Here is a 19,035-nt window from a genome sequence, read left to right as displayed (position 1 = left end):
CCCATGCCGAACTCAGTAGTGAAACGAAACAGCGCCGATGATAGTGTGGCATTTGCCATGTGAAAGTAGGACATCGCCAGGCTCCAAATTCAGTCGCAAGACTTTAAATTAAAAATAATAAGAAAATTGAAAAAAATTTTCTTGGTGACAATAGCGTTTTGGACCCACCTGACCCCATGCCGAACTCAGTAGTGAAACGAAACAGCGCCGATGATAGTGTGGCATTTGCCATGTGAAAGTAGGACATCGCCAGGATCCAAATTAAAGAAAGCCCGATTCGAAAGAGTCGGGCTTTTTTGCGTCTGGAGCTGTCAGCTTTCAGCCGTCAGACGTCAGCTGAAACACAGAGATATCAGAGGTTAGATGTCAGTTGAACTGTGTGGTTGTTTAGTACCGAGACTCCCTCAGCAACATCCCCGTAGGAGGCACTTCAGTGCCGAATTCAGACCAGAACAAACATATTCATGGCTAAAGCCATTCCTACAAGTACACTTTACCTAGAGCCTAGAGCCTAGAGCCTAGAGCCTAGAGCCTAGAGCCTAGAGCCTAGGCAGAGGGAGGCGCAGCACCAAACAACCCCACCGTGCGGCTGAACGCTGACGGCTGAAAGCTGATAGCTCTGTGTTGGGTTTCGCTGCGCTCTACCCAACCTACGCCAGATCCTCAAACTTTACTCTTTCTAACTCGTATCTTTCCCCTCTCTAACTTGCAACTTTACTCTCGCAAACTTGCTTCACTTACCTTGTTATGCGATAAAGCGTTTTATATTTGTAATACAATTAAGGTTTACTGTGTCTCGTAAGAAAACGACCAAGTCAAAAGGCTCTTCAGGTTTAAATCGTAAAAATAGTGAAGCATTTATTGCTAAGTTCTCATCGCATCCAGATACGCATCTATGCCCGTCGGGTTTAATGTATAAAGTGATTGATGATGTTGCAGGAAAATGCATATCAGAGTTCGATACAGTGGTTATTAATCAACGTATTATGCTTGCAGATGGCAGTGTTATTGCCGACAGTTATAAAGCGGGTATGCCTGAGGTATTCGCTTTATCTGAGGCTATTGAAGGGTTAAGAGAAGGGTTGCTATTAATGAATATCGGCTCTCGTTATGAATTTGTGATCCCTCCAGAGCTTGCTTGGGGTAAAAAAGGTAACGGTGGCAAGATTGGCGCAAATGCAGTGCTGCATTTTGATGTTCGTTTAATGCGTTTAGCTTAACTCTCTGAGCATAACAGCCTTAGCATAAGTCGACAGAGTATTTAAAACGCGTTAACGTTCACTATTGGTATACTGAGGAACATTATGGACGCATTTACTTCACGAGTTTACTTTCTTCGCCATGGCGAAATAGCTACGCCTGGAATTCTTTCTGGGCAAATCGATGTTGATTTATCAGAGCTTGGCCTTAAGCAAATGCGCCAAGCTTCTGCTGAGCTCATAAATTTAAATGCCATATATAGCTCTCCTCTAAAGCGTTGCTTAGTCCACGCTGATTATTTAGCAAAACAACACTCATGGCATGTACAGTATAATAACGCTCTGAAAGAGTTTAATTTTGGTGATTGGGATGGCCAAGATTACCAACAGCTTTGGCTGCAAACGAGTAAACCTCATATCGGTGATTTTTGGCAGCACCCTTGGCAAGTAAACGTACCTAATGGTGAATCTATGGCAGACTTTTACGCTCGGGTAGAGGCATGGTGGCACACGTTTTTGCAATCATTATGTGAATCTAAGCATGAACAGTCATTGGTAATTAGCCATGCTGGGGTGATTAAACAAATTCTCGCTATTGTTTGTCAGATGCCAAAACAATCAGCCACACATTTAAATGTTTTTCATATTCCTTATGCTGGGCTAATTACAGTTGATGTATATATAGATGAACAAGGACAAACTTGGCCTAAAATTGTTTTTTAGCCATCTAGAGCGATATTCATTGAATTATTTACTTAGCCCGCCATAATACTCATATGCTATGGAATGGGGTGAAATTCTCCAGCTGTTCCCGCAACTGTAATCCATCTAAATAATGGTCAGCCAGATACTTAGCACTAACAATTAATCATCGAGCGGGTCAACTCACGTCACTTTCTGGTACTTACCAGTGCTTTCTTGTGCGTTGCAATTACTCGCCAAGAGAGAATAAGCTTGCAACAAAATAGCCTTAGCGCTGCGCCATTAATATCAGTGTCTGATTTAAGTTGGGGTACTGCGAATAAAACGATACTTAAATCAATTAACCTTGAGTTAAACGCTGGGCAGTTTATCGGTCTACTCGGCCCTAATGGAGCTGGTAAATCAAGCCTGTTGCGCTGTCTTTATCGTTACTTGAAACCTCAGCAAGGGGCTGTGCTACTAAGCGGTCAAGATATCTGGAAAATCAGTGCTGATGAATATGCAAAGCAGGTTGCTGTGGTATTACAAGAGTCTCCATCGCAGTTTAATTTGTCTCTGTTCGACGTGGTGAGCCTAGGCTTAACACCTCATAAGCGACTTTTCAGCGGCACGTCTGCCAATGATAAGCAGCGTATTTTTCAAGCGATTGAGCAGGTTGGTTTATCTCATCACAGTGAACAAGCATTTGATTCGCTCTCTGGTGGCGAAAAGCAAAGAGCGCTCATAGCGCGCTCAATCGTACAACAACCTAAGTTGCTCATCATGGATGAGCCTACCAGCCACCTTGATGTTAAATACCAAATTCAAATAATGGAGTTAGCAAAGTCCCTTGATGTGACTGTGCTTGCCTCGTTTCATGACTTAAATCTTGCTGCGAGTATATGTGATGAACTCATCGTGATTGATGAGGGGCGCTTGGTTTGTCAGGGGCAACCAAAAGCGGTGCTTACTGAGCAGCTGTTGAGTGATGTATTTGGGGTCTGCGCAGCGGTATCTGCTCACCCGCAATCAAGTACTGATAAGTTTATTCCGCACATCACTTATTTTTATGGCTATCAGACACAGGAGCATCAAAATGACTGATGCAATACGTTTAAGTATCTGTGTTGTCGTAGGGCTTATAAGTTGTTTTTTAGCACTGAGCTTTGGTGCTGCAAATACGCCACTGAGTGATGTTTTTAATGGCTTGTTTAGTCAAGGTAGCGATGAATTTGTACAGCGTATTATTTGGCAATTGCGTATGCCAAGAACGGTGCTGGCATTTTTAGCGGGATCTGGGCTGGCTCTTGCTGGATTAATTTTGCAGACCGTAACCCGAAACCCGCTTGCTGACCCTTACTTGTTTGGTATTTCTTCTGGGGCTTCATTTGGTGTGGTGTGTTTTATAGCCCTAACCGGTGTGAGTTTTGGCTTTAGTATGTCAGTTGCTGCATTTGCCGGAAGCTTACTTTCTATGCTGTTGCTTATTGCTATAGCAGGGCGTCGTCATGTTGGCCAAGTTGAAGCCATGTTACTCGCTGGTGTTGCTTTATCTTTTTTATTTAGTGCTCTGACTAGTCTGCTGCTTTATTTTAGCGATCCGCAAGCCATCACCGCCATTTTGTTTTGGACGATGGGCAGTTTTTCTCGTGCCCAGTGGGACACTCTTTGGCTGCCATTTGCCGTTATTATTGCCTGTATGACGCTGATGATTGCATTTCGTCGTCGGCTAAATGCAATGCTGCTCGGTGATGAAAGTGCTGCGACTTTGGGTATTCATGTGCAACGCTTTCGGATCATGATGCTGCTGCTAAGTTCATTAATAACAGCGGTGCTTGTTGCTATGTGTGGGGGCGTTGGTTTTGTCGGCCTGATGATACCACATATTGTGCGCTACTTTTCGCCGCAAGGCAGCAGCCATAACTTAGTTATGACATCCTTGGTAGGTGGTATTTTTATGGTGTGGGTCGATGTGTTATGCCGAACCCTATTGAATAACCAAGAACTACCTGTTGGTGTGATCACAGCCGCTATCGGTAGTGTGTTCTTTTTATTCTTACTTTATTTTCGTAAACAGAGCAGGTAGCTAATGTTTAATATCATGCCTCTTAATCAGCAATTTTCAGCTGTAATTCAACAAAAAATAGACCTTAAAACAAAGCCGCTAGGCGCTTTAGGTCAGCTTGAAGGTTGTGCCAAACAATTAACGCTTATTTTTTCAAAGCAGCTTGATAGTGAGCAGGCGCTAGTTGCCTTTAAACCGGTTATTTCAAACCCTTCTCTAATTGTATTTGCGGGCGATCATGGTGTGGCAAGCCAAGGTGTGTCAATTGCTCCTAGCAGCGTTACATCACAAATGGTGGCAAACTTTGCAGCAGGAGGCGCAGCGATCAACGTGTTTTGCCGTCAGCTGGGCTGGCAGCTGGAAGTTGTTGATGCCGGAACACTCAGTACTTCACACGATAAAAGTGTGCATAACCAGCGTTTAGGTGACATCACTGCACCACTGAATACAGAAATGGCCATGTCACTTAGCCAGGTTGAAAAAGGGTTTGCATTAGCCAAGCAGCGAGTTCATTCACTCTATGAGCAAGGCTGTAATACCATCGCCTTTGGTGAGATGGGCATTGGCAATACCACAAGTGCTGCGGCATTAATGGCTGCCATTTTGTCTTTACCTGCCAGCCAATGTGTTGGTAAAGGCACAGGTGTGAGCGACGAGGTTATCGCTAAAAAAATTAAAGTTGTTGAGCAAGCCCTTCAATTACATCAAGCTCATTTTGACGACCCATTAATGACGCTTGCGGCATTAGGTGGTTTTGAAATTGTTCAGATCACCGGTGCTATTTTAGCTGCTGCGGAGCTTGGCATGGCCGTGATCGTGGATGGCTTTATTTGTACTGCAGCAGCGCTTGTTGCAACTCACATTAATGCAAACGCTCGCGATTACATGATTTTTGCTCATGCCTCTGATGAACAAGGGCATAAAGCAATGCTCAATGCCTTGCATGCAGCACCATTATTGCAGCTTGATTTACGGTTAGGAGAGGGCACCGGGGCTGCGCTTGCTTTACCTTTACTGCAAGCATCTTTGGCGTTTTATAATGACATGGCAAGTTTTGCCGATGCCAATGTTGAGCAAGTTGTCTGATATGAGCACTGAACAACACACTTCTGGTTCTATTCCAAGTCAGCTTCAGCTATTTTTGCTAGCGCTTAGTTTTTTAACGCGTATCCCCGTTAAATTAAACTTTGCAGTATCGAGTCAGGCACTCAATCAGGCCAGCCGCTATTTTGCATTGGTCGGTGTGATATTAGGTGCACTTTTAGCGCTGAGTTTTTTACTGCTAAGTTGGTTATTCCCTGCAGCCATTGCAGTCGCGTTAGTTATGGCGTTTAGCTTGATAATCACAGGGGCATTCCATGAAGATGGCCTAGCTGATGTCTGGGATGGCTTTGGTGGTGGTTGGCACGTTGCAGATAAGCTGAGCATTATGAAAGACAGTCGCTTAGGTACCTATGGTGCTGCAGCGCTTGTGATGGCCTTATTAATTAAGTACCAAACACTTGTAGCACTTAGTGAAGTAACCAGTACTGTGATTATTGCACTTGTTTTAGGGCAAAGCTTAAGTCGGGTTGTCGCAACAAGTTTAATTGCAGACATGGACTATGTAAGTCAGGACGCCACATCTAAAGTAAAACCAATTGCGATGCATTTAAGCACGCAAAGTTATCAAATACTGTTAGCAACAGGCGGTGCGGTGTTAGCAATTGCATGGTTGTTTTTTGGCTTCACTTTAGGGCAATTATTAATACTCATCAGTGTGCTTTGTGTTACTCGCTTACTATTGAAGCGCTGGTTTGAAAAACAGCTATCAGGCTACACCGGCGATTGCTTAGGAGCAGCCCAGCAAGTATCTGAGCTTGTTACTTACCTTTGCTTGGTGAGTTTATTATGAGCCAACAACATACTTTAATTTTAGGCGGTGCTCGCAGCGGTAAAAGCCGTTTTGCTGAGCAGCTGGCAACAGATTCAAACAAGCCGCTTATCTACATTGCCACAGCAAATGCGGGTGATGAAGAAATGACAGCCCGAATTAACAGGCATCAAGCAGAGCGCGCTAAGCATTGGCAACTTGTCGAAGAGCCTTTGTATTTGGCTAAAGCACTACAACAACATAGCCGAGCTGAAAACTGTATTCTAGTGGACTGTTTAACCTTATGGTTGAGTAATTGCTTATGCCAGCAGGGTGAAGCATTTTGGCTTGAGCAAAAAGCGGCCTTACTCGATGTGCTATCGCTATTGCCGGGTGAGGTGATTTTTGTCAGCAATGAAGTCGGTCATGGCATTGTGCCGCTCGGTGAATTAAGCCGTCAGTTTGTTGATCATTCTGGTTGGTTGCATCAAGCCTTAGCACACCAAGTTGCACGTGTTGAGTTTGTGATTGCAGGTCTTGCACAAACTTTAAAAAGAGAACAATGATGAAAACAATAATGGTGCAAGGCACGACCTCAGATGCAGGTAAAAGTACCCTTGTTGCAGCACTTTGCCGGATCTTTGCAGAGCGAGGCATAAAGGTTGCGCCCTTTAAGCCACAAAATATGGCGCTAAATAGCGCCGTAACCGCAGATGGTGGCGAGATAGGTCGTGCACAAGCTTTGCAAGCTGTGGCCGCAAAAGTCCCCGCAGAAGTCGATTTTAACCCTATCTTATTAAAACCTAACAGTGATACTGGGGCGCAGGTAATCGTTCATGGTAAAGCGCTGTCGAATATGGAAGCGGGCAGTTATCACGACTACAAAAAAGTGGCGATGGATGCAGTTCTTACTTCGCAGCAGCGCTTAAGTGAGCGTTTTGAATTACTGGTTGTGGAAGGTGCTGGGAGCCCCGCAGAAATTAACCTGCGAGAAAACGACATTGCTAATATGGGTTACGCTGAGGCGGTTGATTGCCCAGTGATCATTATTGCCGATATCGATAAAGGCGGCGTGTTTGCCCATTTAGTCGGAACGTTAGCCTTGTTGTCTGAGTCAGAGCAGGCTCGCGTTAAAGGCTTTGTGATTAATCGTTTTCGGGGGGATATTGCGTTATTGCAAAGTGGCCTTGATTGGTTAGAGCAATACACCAATAAACCAGTGCTTGGGGTGCTACCTTATTTACATGACTTAGCACTCGATGCTGAAGACGCCGTTGCTATAACTAATCAGATCGATAAACCACAATTACGCATAGCAGTGCTGCTACTTCCTCATATTAGTAATCACACAGACTTTGATGCACTGCGATTACAACCCGAAATCGATTTACAGTATGTACGTCATACCCAGGCTATTCCAAGTGTTGATCTGATTATTATTCCGGGCAGTAAAAATGTACTGAGCGATTTAGCGTTTTTAAAAAATGAAGGTTGGCATAAACAAATAACACGTCATTTACGCTATGGCGGTAAAGTGCTAGGAGTATGTGGTGGGCTGCAGATGTTAGGCAACTACCTTGCAGATCCATATGCTGTGGAGTCTAATTTAGGCAGTGCTGAAGGACTCGGACTTGCTGACTTTGAAACGCAATTAGGGCAACAAAAAGTACTAAGCCAAGTCTCTGGCATTCTTCATTTAAACAATCGCGATAAAGCAATTTCAGGTTATGAAATTCACGCCGGGATTAGTCAAGGGCCGGCACTTGATAAGCCATTTTTGAGTTTTAATGAACACCCAAGTGGATTCAAAGTAGATGGTTTTATTAGTGATGATAACCAAGTAGCAGGTACTTACTTACATGGCTTGTTCGATACCCCTGAAGGCGTATCTGAGCTAATAACTTGGCTTGCACCAAATAGCCAAATTAAGCCGATTGATATTAACTTAAACCGTGAACAGCAGTTAAACCGTTTAGCTAGTGTAGTAGCAGAGAATCTCGATATTGAACAAATCATCAATATTTATGAGAACTTCAATTTAGAGACATAAGGAACAACAATGAGCGAACAGAATCAAGATAAGCACCAACAACGCCAGCAAAAAGTAAAAGAAAAAGTCGACGAACGGATTGCTGCTGCACAAAAAGAGCAGGGTATTTTTCAGGTTATAACTGGCAACGGTAAAGGGAAATCGACTTCTGGGTTTGGTACTGTTGCACGTGCGGTAGGTCACGGAATGAAAGCAGCTGTATGTCAGTTTATTAAAGGCACATGGGAGTGTGGTGAACGCAACCTACTCGAAAAAGCGGGGGTTGAATTTGTTATTATGAACACCGGTTTTACTTGGGAAACACAAAACAAAGAGTCAGATACCGCTGCTGCGCAAGTGACATGGCAAGAAGCAAAAAGAATGCTGAAGGATGAGTCAATTAACCTCGTTATGCTAGATGAAATAACCTATATGATCACCTACGGCTATATTGATTTAGACGAAGTGCTAGAAGCCGTTAGCTCTCGTCCTGCTATGCAATCGGTGATTATTACAGGTCGTGGTGCGCACCGTAAACTAACCGACTTAGCTGATACAGTCAGTGAAGTCAGAAACGTAAAACACGCTTTTGATGCAGGAATAAAAGCGCAAAAAGGGTTCGATTTTTAACATGAGAACCATCAAGTTTGCACTCTTAGGTATTTTATTTTATTTGCCTGCATTGGCTCAGGCTCATGAAATTAAAGAGCCACAGCGTATTGTTGCTTTAGCACCGCACATCGTTGAAAACTTGTTTGCGATTGGTGCTGGAGAGCGCATTGTGGGTACCGTTGACTATGCAGACTTTCCTCAGCAAGCGAATGATATCGAACGGGTAGGAGGCTATTACGGGATAAACATGGAAAAACTGTTGTCGTTAAAACCAGACCTTGTTTTGGCTTGGAAAACGGGCAACAAAGCTGAAGATCTCGCTTACATTGAAAAATTAGGTATTCCGGTAGCGTACAGCAACCCAAATCAGGTTGATAATGTGGCTGATGAACTCCGTAAACTAGGCACGCTTACGCATTTGCAAACCAAGGCAAATAAAGTAGCTAAACAGTTTGAAACTAAACTCAATGCTATTCGCAGAGCGCAAGAAGGCAAACCGAAAGTGTCGGTGTTTTATCAATTATGGCCTGAGCCAATGATGACAGTTGGCGGAAACACTTGGATCAATCAGCTATTAACTATTTGTCATGCGGATAATGTGTTTGCTAATAGCGATACCGACTACCCGCGCATTAGTATTGAAAATGTATTGGTTGCCAATCCAGAGGTAGTGATTATTCCAGATGAAAAATCGAAAAAGCCTCAGCCTAAAATTGATTGGCGACAATGGCCTGAATTGCCAGCGGTGCAACATAACCAGTTTATTAGTGTAAACGCAGACTTATTGCACCGTTTTACAACCCGTATGCTTGATGGTTTGACCGACATGTGTGGTAAAATAGACGTTTCTCGTCAGCAAATACAGGCTTCAAAATGATCGATTGGCAAACATTTCTAGATACCGAGCTTGCTAAACCCTACATGCAAGAAACCTTGCAATATGTGGCAGATAGACGTGCAGCAGGCGTTAGCGTTTATCCGAAAGACGAACAGGTATTCTCAGCTTTTGATGCCACCCCTCTGAGTGAAGTCAAAGTGGTTATTTTAGGGCAAGATCCTTATCACGGAGAAGGCCAAGCCCATGGCTTGTGTTTTTCGGTATTGCCTGAAGTTAAAAAGCTGCCGCCGTCTTTGAAAAACATGTACAAAGAACTGGCAACAGATATCGAAGGTTTTGAGATACCTCATCATGGCTATTTGCAAAGTTGGGCTGAGCAAGGCGTGTTTTTACTCAACACTGTACTAACGGTTGAGCAAGGTCAGGCTAATTCTCATAAACACCTTGGTTGGGAGCAATTTACCGATGCAGTGATTGCGCTTATCAATCAGCACTGCGACGGTGTGGTGTTTGTGCTCTGGGGCGCACATGCTCAGAAAAAGGGTAAGCGTATTGATACCTCGCGTCATCATGTGATCCAAGGTCCGCATCCATCACCGCTTTCTGCTCATCGTGGCTTTTTTGGTTGTCAGCACTTTTCAAAGGTAAATCATATCCTTACCGAACAAAATAAAGCACCAATCAATTGGTCATTGCCACAAATTCTATAGAAAAAATGCAAAAGGCCCTTACGGGCCTTTAATTAAAAATCTAATTCATCAAGCTCAATGCTTTCAGTGAAATAGTCTAACTCCTGTAGTTCTTTGCGAAGTCTGTGCTTATCTTTCAAAGCTTCGATTTCGCGCCATTTTCTTTTTTTGTTTTTTTGAGAGGTCTTTCTTGTTGTACTAGGACCTTCTAATATTTCTAAAATATCGTCTAGGCTATCCATGAACTTCTCCTATTGATTTTTTTAACCTCGGAAATACCTATACCACAGGCTGCTCAAAAATAGAATAAAAAAGTGACAATACTGTTACAGAACTGTGATTGATAGATGAATAGATCAATGAATGAAGATTTTTTAGAAACAAAAACGCCACCTAGCGGTGGCGTTTTAAAAAATGATGTCGTGCGAATTACATCGCTTTGAAGCGAGCTTCTAATTCAATTTGAGCTTCAGCAAAAGAGCGGATACCTTCAGCTAATTTCTCTGTTGCCATAGCATCTTGGTTGTGTAACCAACGGAACTGGCTTTCAGTTAATGGTGCTGGTTTTTCTTCAACAGTAAAGTCGCTCTCTAGTAGGTATTCTTGTGCATCAGTTAATTGGCCAAGCTCTTCTAAAAGTGCTGGGCTAATCGTTAGCTTATCACAACCTGTAAGCGCGATGATTTCGCCTGTGTTACGGAAGCTTGCACCCATAACAACCGTTTTGTAATCATGGCGTTTGTAGAATTCGTAAATGCTACGTACTGACTGCACACCAGGATCGTTTAGCGGATCTGTTGGTTTTTCCATGCCGTTAGCAACGTGCCAGTCTAGGATACGGCCAACAAAAGGTGAAATTAAAAATACATTCGCATCGGCACATGCGCGAGCTTGTGCTTCAGAGAATAATAGCGTTAAGTTACACTTAGTGCCTTCTTTTTCAAGCTGTTCTGCAGCTTTGATGCCTTCCCAAGTTGATGCAACTTTGATTAGGATTTTATCTTTGCTAACGCCTTCTTTTTCGTAAAGGCTCAGTAACGTATGTGCTTTGTCGATAGTCGCTTGGGTATCAAATGATAAACGTGCGTCAACTTCTGTTGAGATATAACCCGGAACGATTTCGCTAATTTCTTTACCAATTAATACAGCAAAGTAATCACATGCTAATTCAAGTTGTTTAGCTGCATCTTGCTCGGTTTCTTTGGCATATTGCCACGCTTTATCTAAATAAGGCTTATACGCTTCAATTTCACTGGCTTTTAAAAGTAGAGATGGGTTTGTTGTTGCATCTTCTGGTTGGTGCTTTTTGATAGCTTCGATATCACCTGTATCTGCAACAATAGATGAATGTTGTTTAAGCCTTTGTAGTGCTGAAGTCATTTGCTTTCCTCATTCCAAGCAAGTTAATAGAAAATCCATTATAGCGGCCTTAATGCTGCAACACTATGACAGTGTTTAATAGGTCAAATGTCCTCAATTTGGAAAACTAAGGCATTATGTATGAAAGTGCAGCGGATTAAGGCAGGACGAAACAAAACGTGCATTTTGATTCAATTAATGTTGAAATTGACATCAAACAAATTACAAGTCAATAGCTAAGTATGATCACTGTTATTTCACCAGCAAAAAATTTAGATTACGAAACACCAGCCACGACCGATAAATTCACTCAACCTGAATTACTCGAGCACAGCGAAGAGTTAATGTCAGTTTGCCGTGATTTAACACCAGCTCAAATTGGTAGCCTAATGAAAATCAGCGATAAACTAGCTGGTTTAAATGCAGCACGATTCGCTGAGTGGTCACAGCCATTTACGCAAGATAATGCGAAACAAGCGGTGCTAGCATTTAATGGTGACGTATACGGTGGTTTAGATGCGCAAACTCTTAGCGATGCTGACCTTGATTACGCACAGTCAAACTTACGTATTTTGTCTGGCCTTTATGGTGTGCTTAAGCCATTAGATTTAATGCAAGCTTATCGCCTTGAGATGGGCACTAAATTAGAAAACCCACGCGGTAAGAACTTATATCAGTTTTGGGGCAGTGTCATCGCCGAAAAGCTTAATACTGTGCTTGCTGAGCAAGATAGCAAGTATTTAGTAAACCTTGCTTCGAACGAATATTTTAAAGCGGTTGATAAAAAAGCATTAAACGCACAAATCATCACCCCACATTTTAAAGACTGTAAAAACGGCCAATATAAAGTGATCAGCTTTTATGCGAAAAAAGCTCGCGGCATGATGGCGCGTTACATCATTGAAAATAAAATTACCCAATTAAGTGATTTAAAAGATTTCACCGTTGCGGGTTATTATTTTAGCAGCGATGCAACAGTAAAAGAGTTAGAGCCTGTTTTCTTACGAGAAGAACAAAACTAACTTCTGAGTTTTAAAGTATATGTTAAAGCCGTGCCCAGCACGGCTTTTTTGTGCCTGTATGAAACTGGCGTTTATTTTGCAAAACAGCTGTTATGTTTCTTAATCTATCAGGTAGTCGCATGTTAAAAATACCAACCGTCGGTGAGGCCGAAAAACTTATAGAAGAAAAGCTCGGTGGCTGGGTTGATATCATCATAAGCCATATTCCAAATTTCATTGTCGCAGTGATCATCACCATTGTATTTTCATTGCTGGCGCGTCTTGTCGGTTCAATGCTCAGAAAGCTATTGCGACGTTCGTTAGAGTCTTCACAAATCGCCGACTTAATGTCATCGATAGTGAAGGTTATCGTGTTATGCGTAGGCTTATTTGTAGCCCTTGATTTCTTGGGCCTTAGAGGCACGGTCACCTCATTACTAGCCGGTGCGGGTATCGTAGGCCTCGCTATTGGTTTTGCCTTTCAGGATATGACAGAGAACCTTATAGCGGGTATTGCTATGGGGATTCGCAAACCATTCAAAACAGGGGATGTAATCCGCACCGAAAGCGTGTTTGGTACCGTTAAGGCGATTAACCTTAGAAACACCCTCATTGAGAATTTTTATGGGCAACTCATCTTAGTGCCTAACAAGATTCTATTTAGAAATATACTCAGCAACTACAGCACCTTAGGTGTGCGTCGTATCGAGGTGCCTGTGGGTATTTCGTATGCCGACGACCCCGAGCAAGCCGCTGAGGTGATTGTTAAAAAAATCAATGAGTTTGATTTTGTGATTAAACAAGAAGAAACCGCCGTTTACGCCGAAAGCTTTGGTGATAGCAGTGTCAACTTACTGGTTTGGTTTTGGATTAAATATCCCGGCGAAGCGGATTTCATGACCGTTCGTCACAAGGCTGTTGTGGCAGTAAGAAACGCGCTAAGCGAAGCTGACATGACCATCCCATTCCCAATTCGCACGTTAGATTTTGGCATCAAAGGTGGCGAGAAATTAAATGCCATGATAAGCGAAAAACACCAAGATAAAGACGCAGAAACACAAGCGACTGGTGAGTAAAATTTACTGACTCATCGGCGTGATTTACACAGGGAAGTGTGTTTGAGGAGGGGGGAAGTTAAGTAAAAGGTATAGTTGATTACTAGCACCAATAAGCTAAGCTTGATTGTAGTAGTATAAAATAGGATTATATCTGGATTTGATCTATTTAAGATGAGTAAATTATGGCGATGGTAAAAAAAGTATCACTGTGACTGCCCAACAAGAAAAATGGATGCAAGCACAGCTCGCTTCTGGTAATTATGCGAGTGACAGTGAGTTACTTCGAGATTTGATTAGAAAAGAGCAAATGCGAGCTTCTGAAATTGAAGCTATTCGTATTAAATTGATTGAAGCAGAGAAAAGTGGACTTTCAGATAAATCACCAAGTCAAATGTTAGCTAGTTTCAAGGAAGAAGCGAGTAAGGATGGGAAGTTATAAACTTAATATTCAAGCCGAAGCTGATTTGAGTATAGTGATGCATTATGTCGATATCTGAGAAATAACAAAAATGACCTGGTTTGGTTAAATAAGCATGAAGTAAAATGATAGTTATAACTCGCGCGAAATAAATTTCACGCCTACATTAAAGTATTGCACCCTAAAACAGGTATGCACAATCGGCTTATCGCTGACAGCTTGAGGCTTACAGCTATATTAAAGTTTTGTCCTACAAAAAAAGCGCAAGCAGTTTAACTGTTTGCGCTTTTTATTAATTTGTTATGCCAACGATTAGTGAAGGATACGGGCTCTGATTGTACCTTCAACAGCACTTAGTTCTTTAAGTGCCACTTCTGAGTGATCTGTATCGACATCAATAACTACGTAACCAATCGCTTCGTCAGTTTGTAAGTATTGAGCTGCGATGTTGATACCGTGCTGTGCAAACGCTTGGTTAATTTGCGTTAGGATACCCGGACGGTTGTGGTGTACGTGTAATAAACGGCTACGGTTTGCAAGCTCAGGTAGTGATACTTCAGGGAAGTTAACCGCAGTAATGGTTGAACCATTATCTGAGTACTTAGCAAGTTTACCCGCTACTTCAATACCGATATTTTCTTGTGCTTCTTGAGTTGAACCACCAATGTGTGGCGTCAAAATCACGTTATCAAAACCACGTAGAGGAGAAACAAATTCTTCATCATTAGATTTTGGCTCTACAGGGAATACGTCAATTGCAGCGCCGCTCAGCTTTTTCTCACGGAGTGATTCAGCTAGTGCATCGATATCAACAACAGTACCGCGAGACGCGTTAATTAAAATAGCGCCTTGCTTCATTACTTCAAGCTCAGCCATACCGATTAGATTTTTCGTTTGCGGCGTTTCAGGAACGTGTAAGCTTATAACATCAGCACGTTGTAATAACTGAGTTAGGTTATGAACTTGCGTTGCATTACCTAGTGTTAGCTTATCTTCAATATCGTAAAACTCTACGTTCATACCGATATTTTCAGCCATGATACCTAGCTGTGTACCAATGTGGCCGTAACCAATAATACCGAGTGTTTTACCACGGGCTTCGAATGAACCATTGGCTGATTTTAACCAACCACCGCGGTGTGCTAGGGCATTACGCTCTGGAATACCACGAAGCAGTAATAAGATTTCACCAAGTACTAATTCTGCAACAGAGCGGGTGTTTGAGAATGGCGCGTTAAATACCGCAATACCACGTTCACGGGCACCTTGCAGGTCGACTTGGTTAGTACCGATACAGAAGCAGCCGATTGCGACTAGCTTTTCAGCTGCTTCTAATACCGCTTCATTAATATGAGTGCGAGAACGAAGGCCTACAAAGTGCACATCTTTAATGCGCTCAATGAGCTCGTCTTCAGGTAAGGATGTTTTTACGTAATCAATATTGCTGTAGCCATTACGCTTAAGCGTTTCTACAGCACTTTGGTGCACGCCTTCCAGCAAGAGAATTTTAATTTTGTCTTTTGCTAACGATACCTTACTCATATCCTCATTCCTATTTACTTTATTTGCGGCCCATTTTTGGTGCCGATAATGACTTTATCTGCACCGCGATGGGCAAATAAGCCGTTTGTTACTACACCAACAATCTGGTTGATTGTTAGCTCTAATTCTTTGGCATTGCTGATATCTAAATTATGTACGTCTAAGATGACGTTACCGTTATCTGTTACAACACCTTCGCGGTAAACAGGGTCACCGCCAAGTTTTACAAGTTCACGTGCTACATAGCTGCGTGCCATTGGGATCACTTCAACAGGAAGTGGAAATGCGCCTAATGTTGTAACTTCTTTTGATTCATCAACAATACATACAAATTGCTTTGCTACTGCAGAAACGATTTTTTCACGAGTTAGCGCAGCGCCACCGCCTTTGATCATTTCATTGTGTGGGTTGATTTCGTCTGCGCCATCAACATACACATCAAGACTTGATACTTCGTTTAGCTCAAACACTTCAATACCCAGTGCTTTTAACTTTTCTGTCGAAGCTTCAGAACTTGAAACCGCACCAATAATGGTGTCTTTTACAGTTCCCAGTGCATCAATAAAATGATTTACTGTAGAGCCTGTACCTACACCAACAATGGTATTTTTGTTTACAAACTCGAGAGCTGCCCAGGCAGCGGCTTTTTTTAATTCATCTTGCGTCATAATTATGTGCTCAGTTAGCTGTCAGAGAAGGCCTATAGTATACAAACAGTTTGCTTACCATTGGTAGATTTTCTCTGGGGTTATAATGTGTTTTAACGGTACATCCCATGATTCAATCGGCAATGCCGGCACATGCTGACATTGATGGGCAAGACCAATCAAAATTGGTTTTTGCCAGTTTTCTTGGTAATACCGAGCCAACGTTTTGTCATAAAACCCACCGCCCATTCCTAAACGGTTACCTTGATCATCAAATGCCACTAACGGCATAAGTAAAATATCAAGCTTGTCTAAAGGACATATTTGACTGCAATTTAACTTGGGCTCCAAGATACCATAGCGATTTGCAGTCATGGGTGAATTTTCTTCATACCTCTGAAAGTATAAGGTTGTGCCATTGAAGGGGTGAATTATAGGTAAGTATAAATGCTGTTTTTGCATCCATAATTCTTTAATTAACAATGAGGTGTCTAATTCTCCGTCATTGCTAAAATAAATGCCTATGTGGGCATTTTTGGTGGTTTTTAGTGATTTTAAGTGTTGAGTAAAATTCATTTTCAGCGCAATTGCTGCATTTTTTTGTTGTTCTACAGTCAGTGAATTGCGCTTTTTTCGAATGGATTGTCTAATTTCTGCTCGTGTGTTGCTCATGTCAATATTAGTATTAACTTTCTAAAAAGGAGAAAAGTTCAGGAAAAAGTTCCACCACACCTAAAATGATCAATAGCACAATGACCATCGCAATAAGCGAATAGAGTAGGGTGTTTGAACGCTTTTTAACGGGCTCTGTTAATTCTTCTTCAAGCAGTAGGTCATCTTCTTGCCAGCTATCGTCGCTATCAACAACGCTGTTGTTCTCAAGTTCAGGTAAACGTTGCTCTAAGTCATCTAGCTTTTCTTCTAGGCGAATAAGGCTACTGGTGATGTAATCAAGCGCATCAAAAATGCGTTCTTCACGCTCTTTGGTTTGTGCTGCGGCATCTGCTGATTGCGTGCTGGTGGCTGCTTGATTCATTGGTTGGAGCTTGGCTTTAATACCTACACTGGCTAATAACTTAGCTTGCTTTAACGCTTTGTCTTGCTCGCTTGGTGCAAATAATGGCTTGTGCTCAAACAGGGCAGCGACTTTGTCAGTGGTTGTTTTTAGTTTTGCGGCTAGTTGCTCTGTTGCTTGTGCTTGCTCAACACCGGCCTCAAGCCCTGCAAACATTACACGAAATTTTTCTGCCATTAGGTGATTATCCAAATCCTTAAATCAATGACTTGAGTATATACCCAAAAAGATTAGCGGAAAAACAAAAGCCCGTATAAAACGGGCTTTTTCTATTTTGGTTTGCAAATACGCTGGTTAGTATTTAGCAGCTTTGCCTTCGACTGGGAGTGATTTAAGGATAAAATCACGTAAGTCATTGTTTGATGACTCAAGATCTGCATGACGTAAATACATCATGTGACCACTGCGATAGCCTTTAAAGCTTAAGCGGTCTTTCATTTTGCCACTTGGGTCTAACTGCCACATTGTGTATTTAGCATCAAAGTAGTTTGTTGCACCGTCGTAGTAACCAGACTGGATCATCACGTTTAAGTATGGGTTTTGTGCCATCGCTAAACGTAAGTTTTCACCAGTATTGTTGCCTGTGCGATCCCAAGGGTGCACATTTCCGAACAGGTTATATTTGATATCTGTTTTGTAATTAAGCTCTTCACGAAGGTAATAGTTAATTGCAGGCGTGAATGAGTGTAACCATGACGTAAGCTCAGCCCAGTAATCAGGAGACTCACCTGCATCACGTTTGTCGATACCTAGGTAACGAGAATCTAAACGACCAACCGTTTGACCACGCTCACGTAATAGTTCTTTCCAGAAGAAGTTTGTTGGAATATCTAAGTTGTTTTGCTCAACAAACTTTTCAGATAAACCCGCGTATTTAGCTGCTTGCTTGATGATGGCTTGTTTTTCATCTGCAGGTAAGAAACCACCTTTAGCAATCGCTGGTAAGAACTTATTCACTGTGAATTGTTCAACTTCAGGAAGTAACTCGTCTAAGTCTTTTGCTTGTAAGTCTGCGCTAAGTGCTTTGTGGTACCAAGCCGTTGCCGCAAAGTAAGGTAAGCGGTTTGCAGCTTCTACAGGGCCCTCACGTTTAATACCAATTTCAGTTGGTGATACTAAAATAACGCCATTGATATACATCCACTGACGGTTTTGTAATTCGTGAGCAAGACCCGAAACACGAGTCGTACCATAGCTCTCACCAATTAAGAACTTAGGTGAGCGCCAGCGCTCGTTGCGCGAAACAAAGGTATTTAGCCACTCTGCTAAGTATTTGATGTCTGCGTTAACACCAAAGAACATTTTTTGCTGGTCGGATTTACTTGGTAGTTCACCCTTCTCGTTTTCAAGAACGCGCGAGTAACCAGTATTAACAGGGTTGATATAAACGATATCAGCCACATCTAAAATTGAATAAGGGTTATCTTTTACACCATAAGGTTGAACTGGGTAGCCCTCGTCATCAATTTTTAATACACGTGGTCCAGTATAAGCAAGGTGCATCCACACAGAGGCAGAGCCAGGGCCGCCGTTGAACGAGAATACAAGAGGACGTTTTGTTCTGTCGTCTACTTTATCGCGAGTATAATAAGTATATTGCAGTGTTGCGACAGCATTGCCTTGCTCGTCCCATACTGGTTGAGTGCCAGTGGTTGCGGTGTATAAAAGCGTTCACCATTAATGCGGGCTTTGTGCTCAGTAACCACTTTACTGTCTACGTCGATGCGACGTTCATTATCAGCAAAGCTTGGTGTGCTGAAGGTCAGAGTTAGTGCTGTCACTGACAAGCCAATAAAACTAACTAGTTTCATGTTGATTCCTTATTATTCGAATTGCAGCTATTAAAAAGTAAAGCCAACTCGATGACAAACTAATGAGACTAGTGACCAATATTAGCCGTTAAACAGAAAAATAGCCGAAAATGCTGAGCGGATTACAAAAAAGTGCATTTTTTTAGCAAAGATATTTTG

Annotated in this window: 20 protein-coding genes, 2 rRNA genes, 1 pseudogene and 1 riboswitch; of the genes and pseudogenes, 16 read left to right on the top strand and 7 right to left on the bottom strand. The window is 42.3% G+C overall.

The features are described 5' to 3' along the window. The 13 genes from rrf (C2M33_RS21565) to ung form a co-directional block, all read left to right on the top strand. A 5S ribosomal RNA gene (rrf, locus tag C2M33_RS21565) occupies positions 1–82 on the top strand; the annotation flags it as partial. Positions 83–140: 58 nt separating this feature from the next. Further along, positions 141–255 (top strand): 5S ribosomal RNA (gene rrf / locus C2M33_RS21025). A 536-nt stretch (positions 256–791) separates the two neighbouring features. After that, on the top strand, positions 792–1,220 hold the full coding sequence (locus C2M33_RS21020; protein WP_105175326.1) for an FKBP-type peptidyl-prolyl cis-trans isomerase: 429 nt from the start codon (positions 792–794) through the stop codon (positions 1,218–1,220). 84 nt (positions 1,221–1,304) lie between these two features. Beyond that, positions 1,305–1,922, top strand: a complete 618-nt coding sequence (locus tag C2M33_RS21015; protein ID WP_105175325.1) for a histidine phosphatase family protein — start codon at positions 1,305–1,307, stop codon at positions 1,920–1,922. A gap of 60 nt (positions 1,923–1,982) precedes the next feature. Further along, positions 1,983–2,050, top strand: a riboswitch (cobalamin riboswitch). 103 nt (positions 2,051–2,153) lie between these two features. Further along, positions 2,154–2,984 (top strand): ABC transporter ATP-binding protein, encoded by an 831-nt coding sequence (locus C2M33_RS21010; protein WP_105175342.1) that lies wholly within the window; start codon positions 2,154–2,156, stop codon positions 2,982–2,984. Beyond that, positions 2,977–3,966 carry a FecCD family ABC transporter permease gene (locus C2M33_RS21005; RefSeq protein ID WP_105175324.1) on the top strand — a complete coding sequence of 330 codons (990 nt, stop codon included), beginning with the start codon at positions 2,977–2,979 and terminating at the stop codon, positions 3,964–3,966. Before C2M33_RS21010 ends, C2M33_RS21005 begins: the two co-directional genes overlap by 8 nt. A gap of 3 nt (positions 3,967–3,969) precedes the next feature. After that, entirely contained in the window at positions 3,970–5,031 is a 1,062-nt protein-coding gene (cobT, locus tag C2M33_RS21000; RefSeq protein WP_105175323.1) for a nicotinate-nucleotide--dimethylbenzimidazole phosphoribosyltransferase, read from the top strand. Beyond that, a complete protein-coding gene (locus tag C2M33_RS20995) occupies positions 4,985–5,839 on the top strand; it encodes an adenosylcobinamide-GDP ribazoletransferase (RefSeq protein WP_233999292.1) in 855 nt (284 codons plus the stop codon). The genes cobT and C2M33_RS20995 overlap by 47 nt, the downstream gene beginning before the upstream one ends. Beyond that, complete coding sequence (gene cobU, locus C2M33_RS20990; RefSeq protein WP_105175341.1) at positions 5,836–6,363, top strand: bifunctional adenosylcobinamide kinase/adenosylcobinamide-phosphate guanylyltransferase; 528 nt, start codon at positions 5,836–5,838, stop codon at positions 6,361–6,363. Before C2M33_RS20995 ends, cobU begins: the two co-directional genes overlap by 4 nt. Beyond that, the gene (locus C2M33_RS20985) at positions 6,363–7,847 is read left to right on the top strand and encodes a cobyric acid synthase (RefSeq protein ID WP_105175321.1); all 1,485 of its coding nucleotides are present in this window, start codon (positions 6,363–6,365) and stop codon (positions 7,845–7,847) included. Before cobU ends, C2M33_RS20985 begins: the two co-directional genes overlap by 1 nt. Positions 7,848–7,856: 9 nt before the next feature. Then, positions 7,857–8,456 (top strand): cob(I)yrinic acid a,c-diamide adenosyltransferase, encoded by a 600-nt coding sequence (gene cobO / locus C2M33_RS20980; protein WP_054562333.1) that lies wholly within the window; start codon positions 7,857–7,859, stop codon positions 8,454–8,456. Position 8,457: 1 nt separating this feature from the next. Continuing rightward, positions 8,458–9,315: a cobalamin-binding protein gene (locus C2M33_RS20975; protein WP_105175320.1), complete on the top strand. Its 858-nt coding sequence runs from the start codon at positions 8,458–8,460 to the stop codon at positions 9,313–9,315. Further along, positions 9,312–9,986, top strand: coding sequence for a uracil-DNA glycosylase (gene ung, locus C2M33_RS20970; protein ID WP_105175319.1), 675 nt, complete (start codon positions 9,312–9,314; stop codon positions 9,984–9,986). The genes C2M33_RS20975 and ung overlap by 4 nt, the downstream gene beginning before the upstream one ends. A gap of 32 nt (positions 9,987–10,018) precedes the next feature. On the opposite strand, the gene C2M33_RS20965 is transcribed toward ung, so the two are convergent. Both C2M33_RS20965 and tal read right to left on the bottom strand, forming a co-directional pair. Further along, positions 10,019–10,207 (bottom strand): DUF3545 family protein, encoded by a 189-nt coding sequence (locus tag C2M33_RS20965; RefSeq protein WP_063706234.1) that lies wholly within the window; start codon positions 10,205–10,207, stop codon positions 10,019–10,021. Positions 10,208–10,394: 187 nt separating this feature from the next. Further along, a complete protein-coding gene (gene tal, locus C2M33_RS20960) occupies positions 10,395–11,345 on the bottom strand; it encodes a transaldolase (protein WP_105175318.1) in 951 nt (316 codons plus the stop codon). Positions 11,346–11,566: 221 nt separating this feature from the next. Between tal and yaaA the strand changes: the two genes are divergently transcribed. The 3 genes from yaaA to C2M33_RS20945 all read left to right on the top strand — a co-directional run bounded on the left by yaaA (position 11,567) and on the right by C2M33_RS20945 (position 13,822). Continuing rightward, positions 11,567–12,346: a peroxide stress protein YaaA gene (gene yaaA / locus C2M33_RS20955; protein ID WP_105175317.1), complete on the top strand. Its 780-nt coding sequence runs from the start codon at positions 11,567–11,569 to the stop codon at positions 12,344–12,346. A 119-nt stretch (positions 12,347–12,465) separates the two neighbouring features. After that, on the top strand, positions 12,466–13,401 hold the full coding sequence (locus C2M33_RS20950) for a mechanosensitive ion channel family protein (RefSeq protein ID WP_105175316.1): 936 nt from the start codon (positions 12,466–12,468) through the stop codon (positions 13,399–13,401). Between the two features lie 190 nt (positions 13,402–13,591). After that, complete coding sequence (locus C2M33_RS20945; RefSeq protein WP_233999291.1) at positions 13,592–13,822, top strand: ribbon-helix-helix domain-containing protein; 231 nt, start codon at positions 13,592–13,594, stop codon at positions 13,820–13,822. Positions 13,823–14,113: 291 nt separating this feature from the next. On the opposite strand, the gene serA is transcribed toward C2M33_RS20945, so the two are convergent. The 5 genes and pseudogenes from serA to C2M33_RS20920 all read right to left on the bottom strand — a co-directional run bounded on the left by serA (position 14,114) and on the right by C2M33_RS20920 (position 18,876). Next, positions 14,114–15,343, bottom strand: a complete 1,230-nt coding sequence (gene serA, locus C2M33_RS20940) for a phosphoglycerate dehydrogenase (protein WP_063706246.1) — start codon at positions 15,341–15,343, stop codon at positions 14,114–14,116. Between the two features lie 14 nt (positions 15,344–15,357). Further along, a complete protein-coding gene (rpiA, locus tag C2M33_RS20935; protein ID WP_063706249.1) occupies positions 15,358–16,011 on the bottom strand; it encodes a ribose-5-phosphate isomerase RpiA in 654 nt (217 codons plus the stop codon). 54 nt (positions 16,012–16,065) lie between these two features. Further along, a complete protein-coding gene (locus tag C2M33_RS20930; RefSeq protein WP_105175315.1) occupies positions 16,066–16,662 on the bottom strand; it encodes a 5-formyltetrahydrofolate cyclo-ligase in 597 nt (198 codons plus the stop codon). A 13-nt stretch (positions 16,663–16,675) separates the two neighbouring features. Beyond that, positions 16,676–17,242, bottom strand: a complete 567-nt coding sequence (locus C2M33_RS20925; protein ID WP_105175314.1) for a hypothetical protein — start codon at positions 17,240–17,242, stop codon at positions 16,676–16,678. A 117-nt stretch (positions 17,243–17,359) separates the two neighbouring features. Then, a pseudogene (locus tag C2M33_RS20920) lies at positions 17,360–18,876 on the bottom strand (S10 family peptidase). Between the last annotated feature and the right edge of the window lie 159 nt (positions 18,877–19,035).

The organism is Pseudoalteromonas sp. T1lg122, assembly GCF_002964825.1.
Classification (GTDB): domain Bacteria; phylum Pseudomonadota; class Gammaproteobacteria; order Enterobacterales; family Alteromonadaceae; genus Pseudoalteromonas; species Pseudoalteromonas gelatinilytica.
This window is presented reverse-complemented; position numbering and strand designations above follow the sequence as displayed.

Excerpts from the sequence above, each read along its gene's own strand:
- serA (WP_063706246.1), bottom strand. The coding sequence starts at position 15,343 with ATGAGTAAGGTATCGTTAGCAAAAGACAAAATTAAAATTCTCTTGCTG.
- tal (WP_105175318.1), bottom strand. The coding sequence starts at position 11,345 with ATGACTTCAGCACTACAAAGGCTTAAACAACATTCATCTATTGTTGCA.
- cobU (WP_105175341.1), top strand. The coding sequence starts at position 5,836 with ATGAGCCAACAACATACTTTAATTTTAGGCGGTGCTCGCAGCGGTAAA.
- cobT (WP_105175323.1), top strand. The coding sequence starts at position 3,970 with ATGTTTAATATCATGCCTCTTAATCAGCAATTTTCAGCTGTAATTCAA.
- C2M33_RS20950 (WP_105175316.1), top strand. The coding sequence starts at position 12,466 with ATGTTAAAAATACCAACCGTCGGTGAGGCCGAAAAACTTATAGAAGAA.
- C2M33_RS20985 (WP_105175321.1), top strand. The coding sequence starts at position 6,363 with ATGAAAACAATAATGGTGCAAGGCACGACCTCAGATGCAGGTAAAAGT.
- C2M33_RS20930 (WP_105175315.1), bottom strand. The coding sequence starts at position 16,662 with ATGAGCAACACACGAGCAGAAATTAGACAATCCATTCGAAAAAAGCGC.
- C2M33_RS20995 (WP_233999292.1), top strand. The coding sequence starts at position 4,985 with ATGACATGGCAAGTTTTGCCGATGCCAATGTTGAGCAAGTTGTCTGAT.
- cobO (WP_054562333.1), top strand. The coding sequence starts at position 7,857 with ATGAGCGAACAGAATCAAGATAAGCACCAACAACGCCAGCAAAAAGTA.
- C2M33_RS20965 (WP_063706234.1), bottom strand. The coding sequence starts at position 10,207 with ATGGATAGCCTAGACGATATTTTAGAAATATTAGAAGGTCCTAGTACA.
- C2M33_RS20975 (WP_105175320.1), top strand. The coding sequence starts at position 8,458 with ATGAGAACCATCAAGTTTGCACTCTTAGGTATTTTATTTTATTTGCCT.
- yaaA (WP_105175317.1), top strand. The coding sequence starts at position 11,567 with ATGATCACTGTTATTTCACCAGCAAAAAATTTAGATTACGAAACACCA.
- rpiA (WP_063706249.1), bottom strand. The coding sequence starts at position 16,011 with ATGACGCAAGATGAATTAAAAAAAGCCGCTGCCTGGGCAGCTCTCGAG.
- ung (WP_105175319.1), top strand. The coding sequence starts at position 9,312 with ATGATCGATTGGCAAACATTTCTAGATACCGAGCTTGCTAAACCCTAC.
- C2M33_RS21015 (WP_105175325.1), top strand. The coding sequence starts at position 1,305 with ATGGACGCATTTACTTCACGAGTTTACTTTCTTCGCCATGGCGAAATA.
- C2M33_RS21005 (WP_105175324.1), top strand. The coding sequence starts at position 2,977 with ATGACTGATGCAATACGTTTAAGTATCTGTGTTGTCGTAGGGCTTATA.
- C2M33_RS20925 (WP_105175314.1), bottom strand. The coding sequence starts at position 17,242 with ATGGCAGAAAAATTTCGTGTAATGTTTGCAGGGCTTGAGGCCGGTGTT.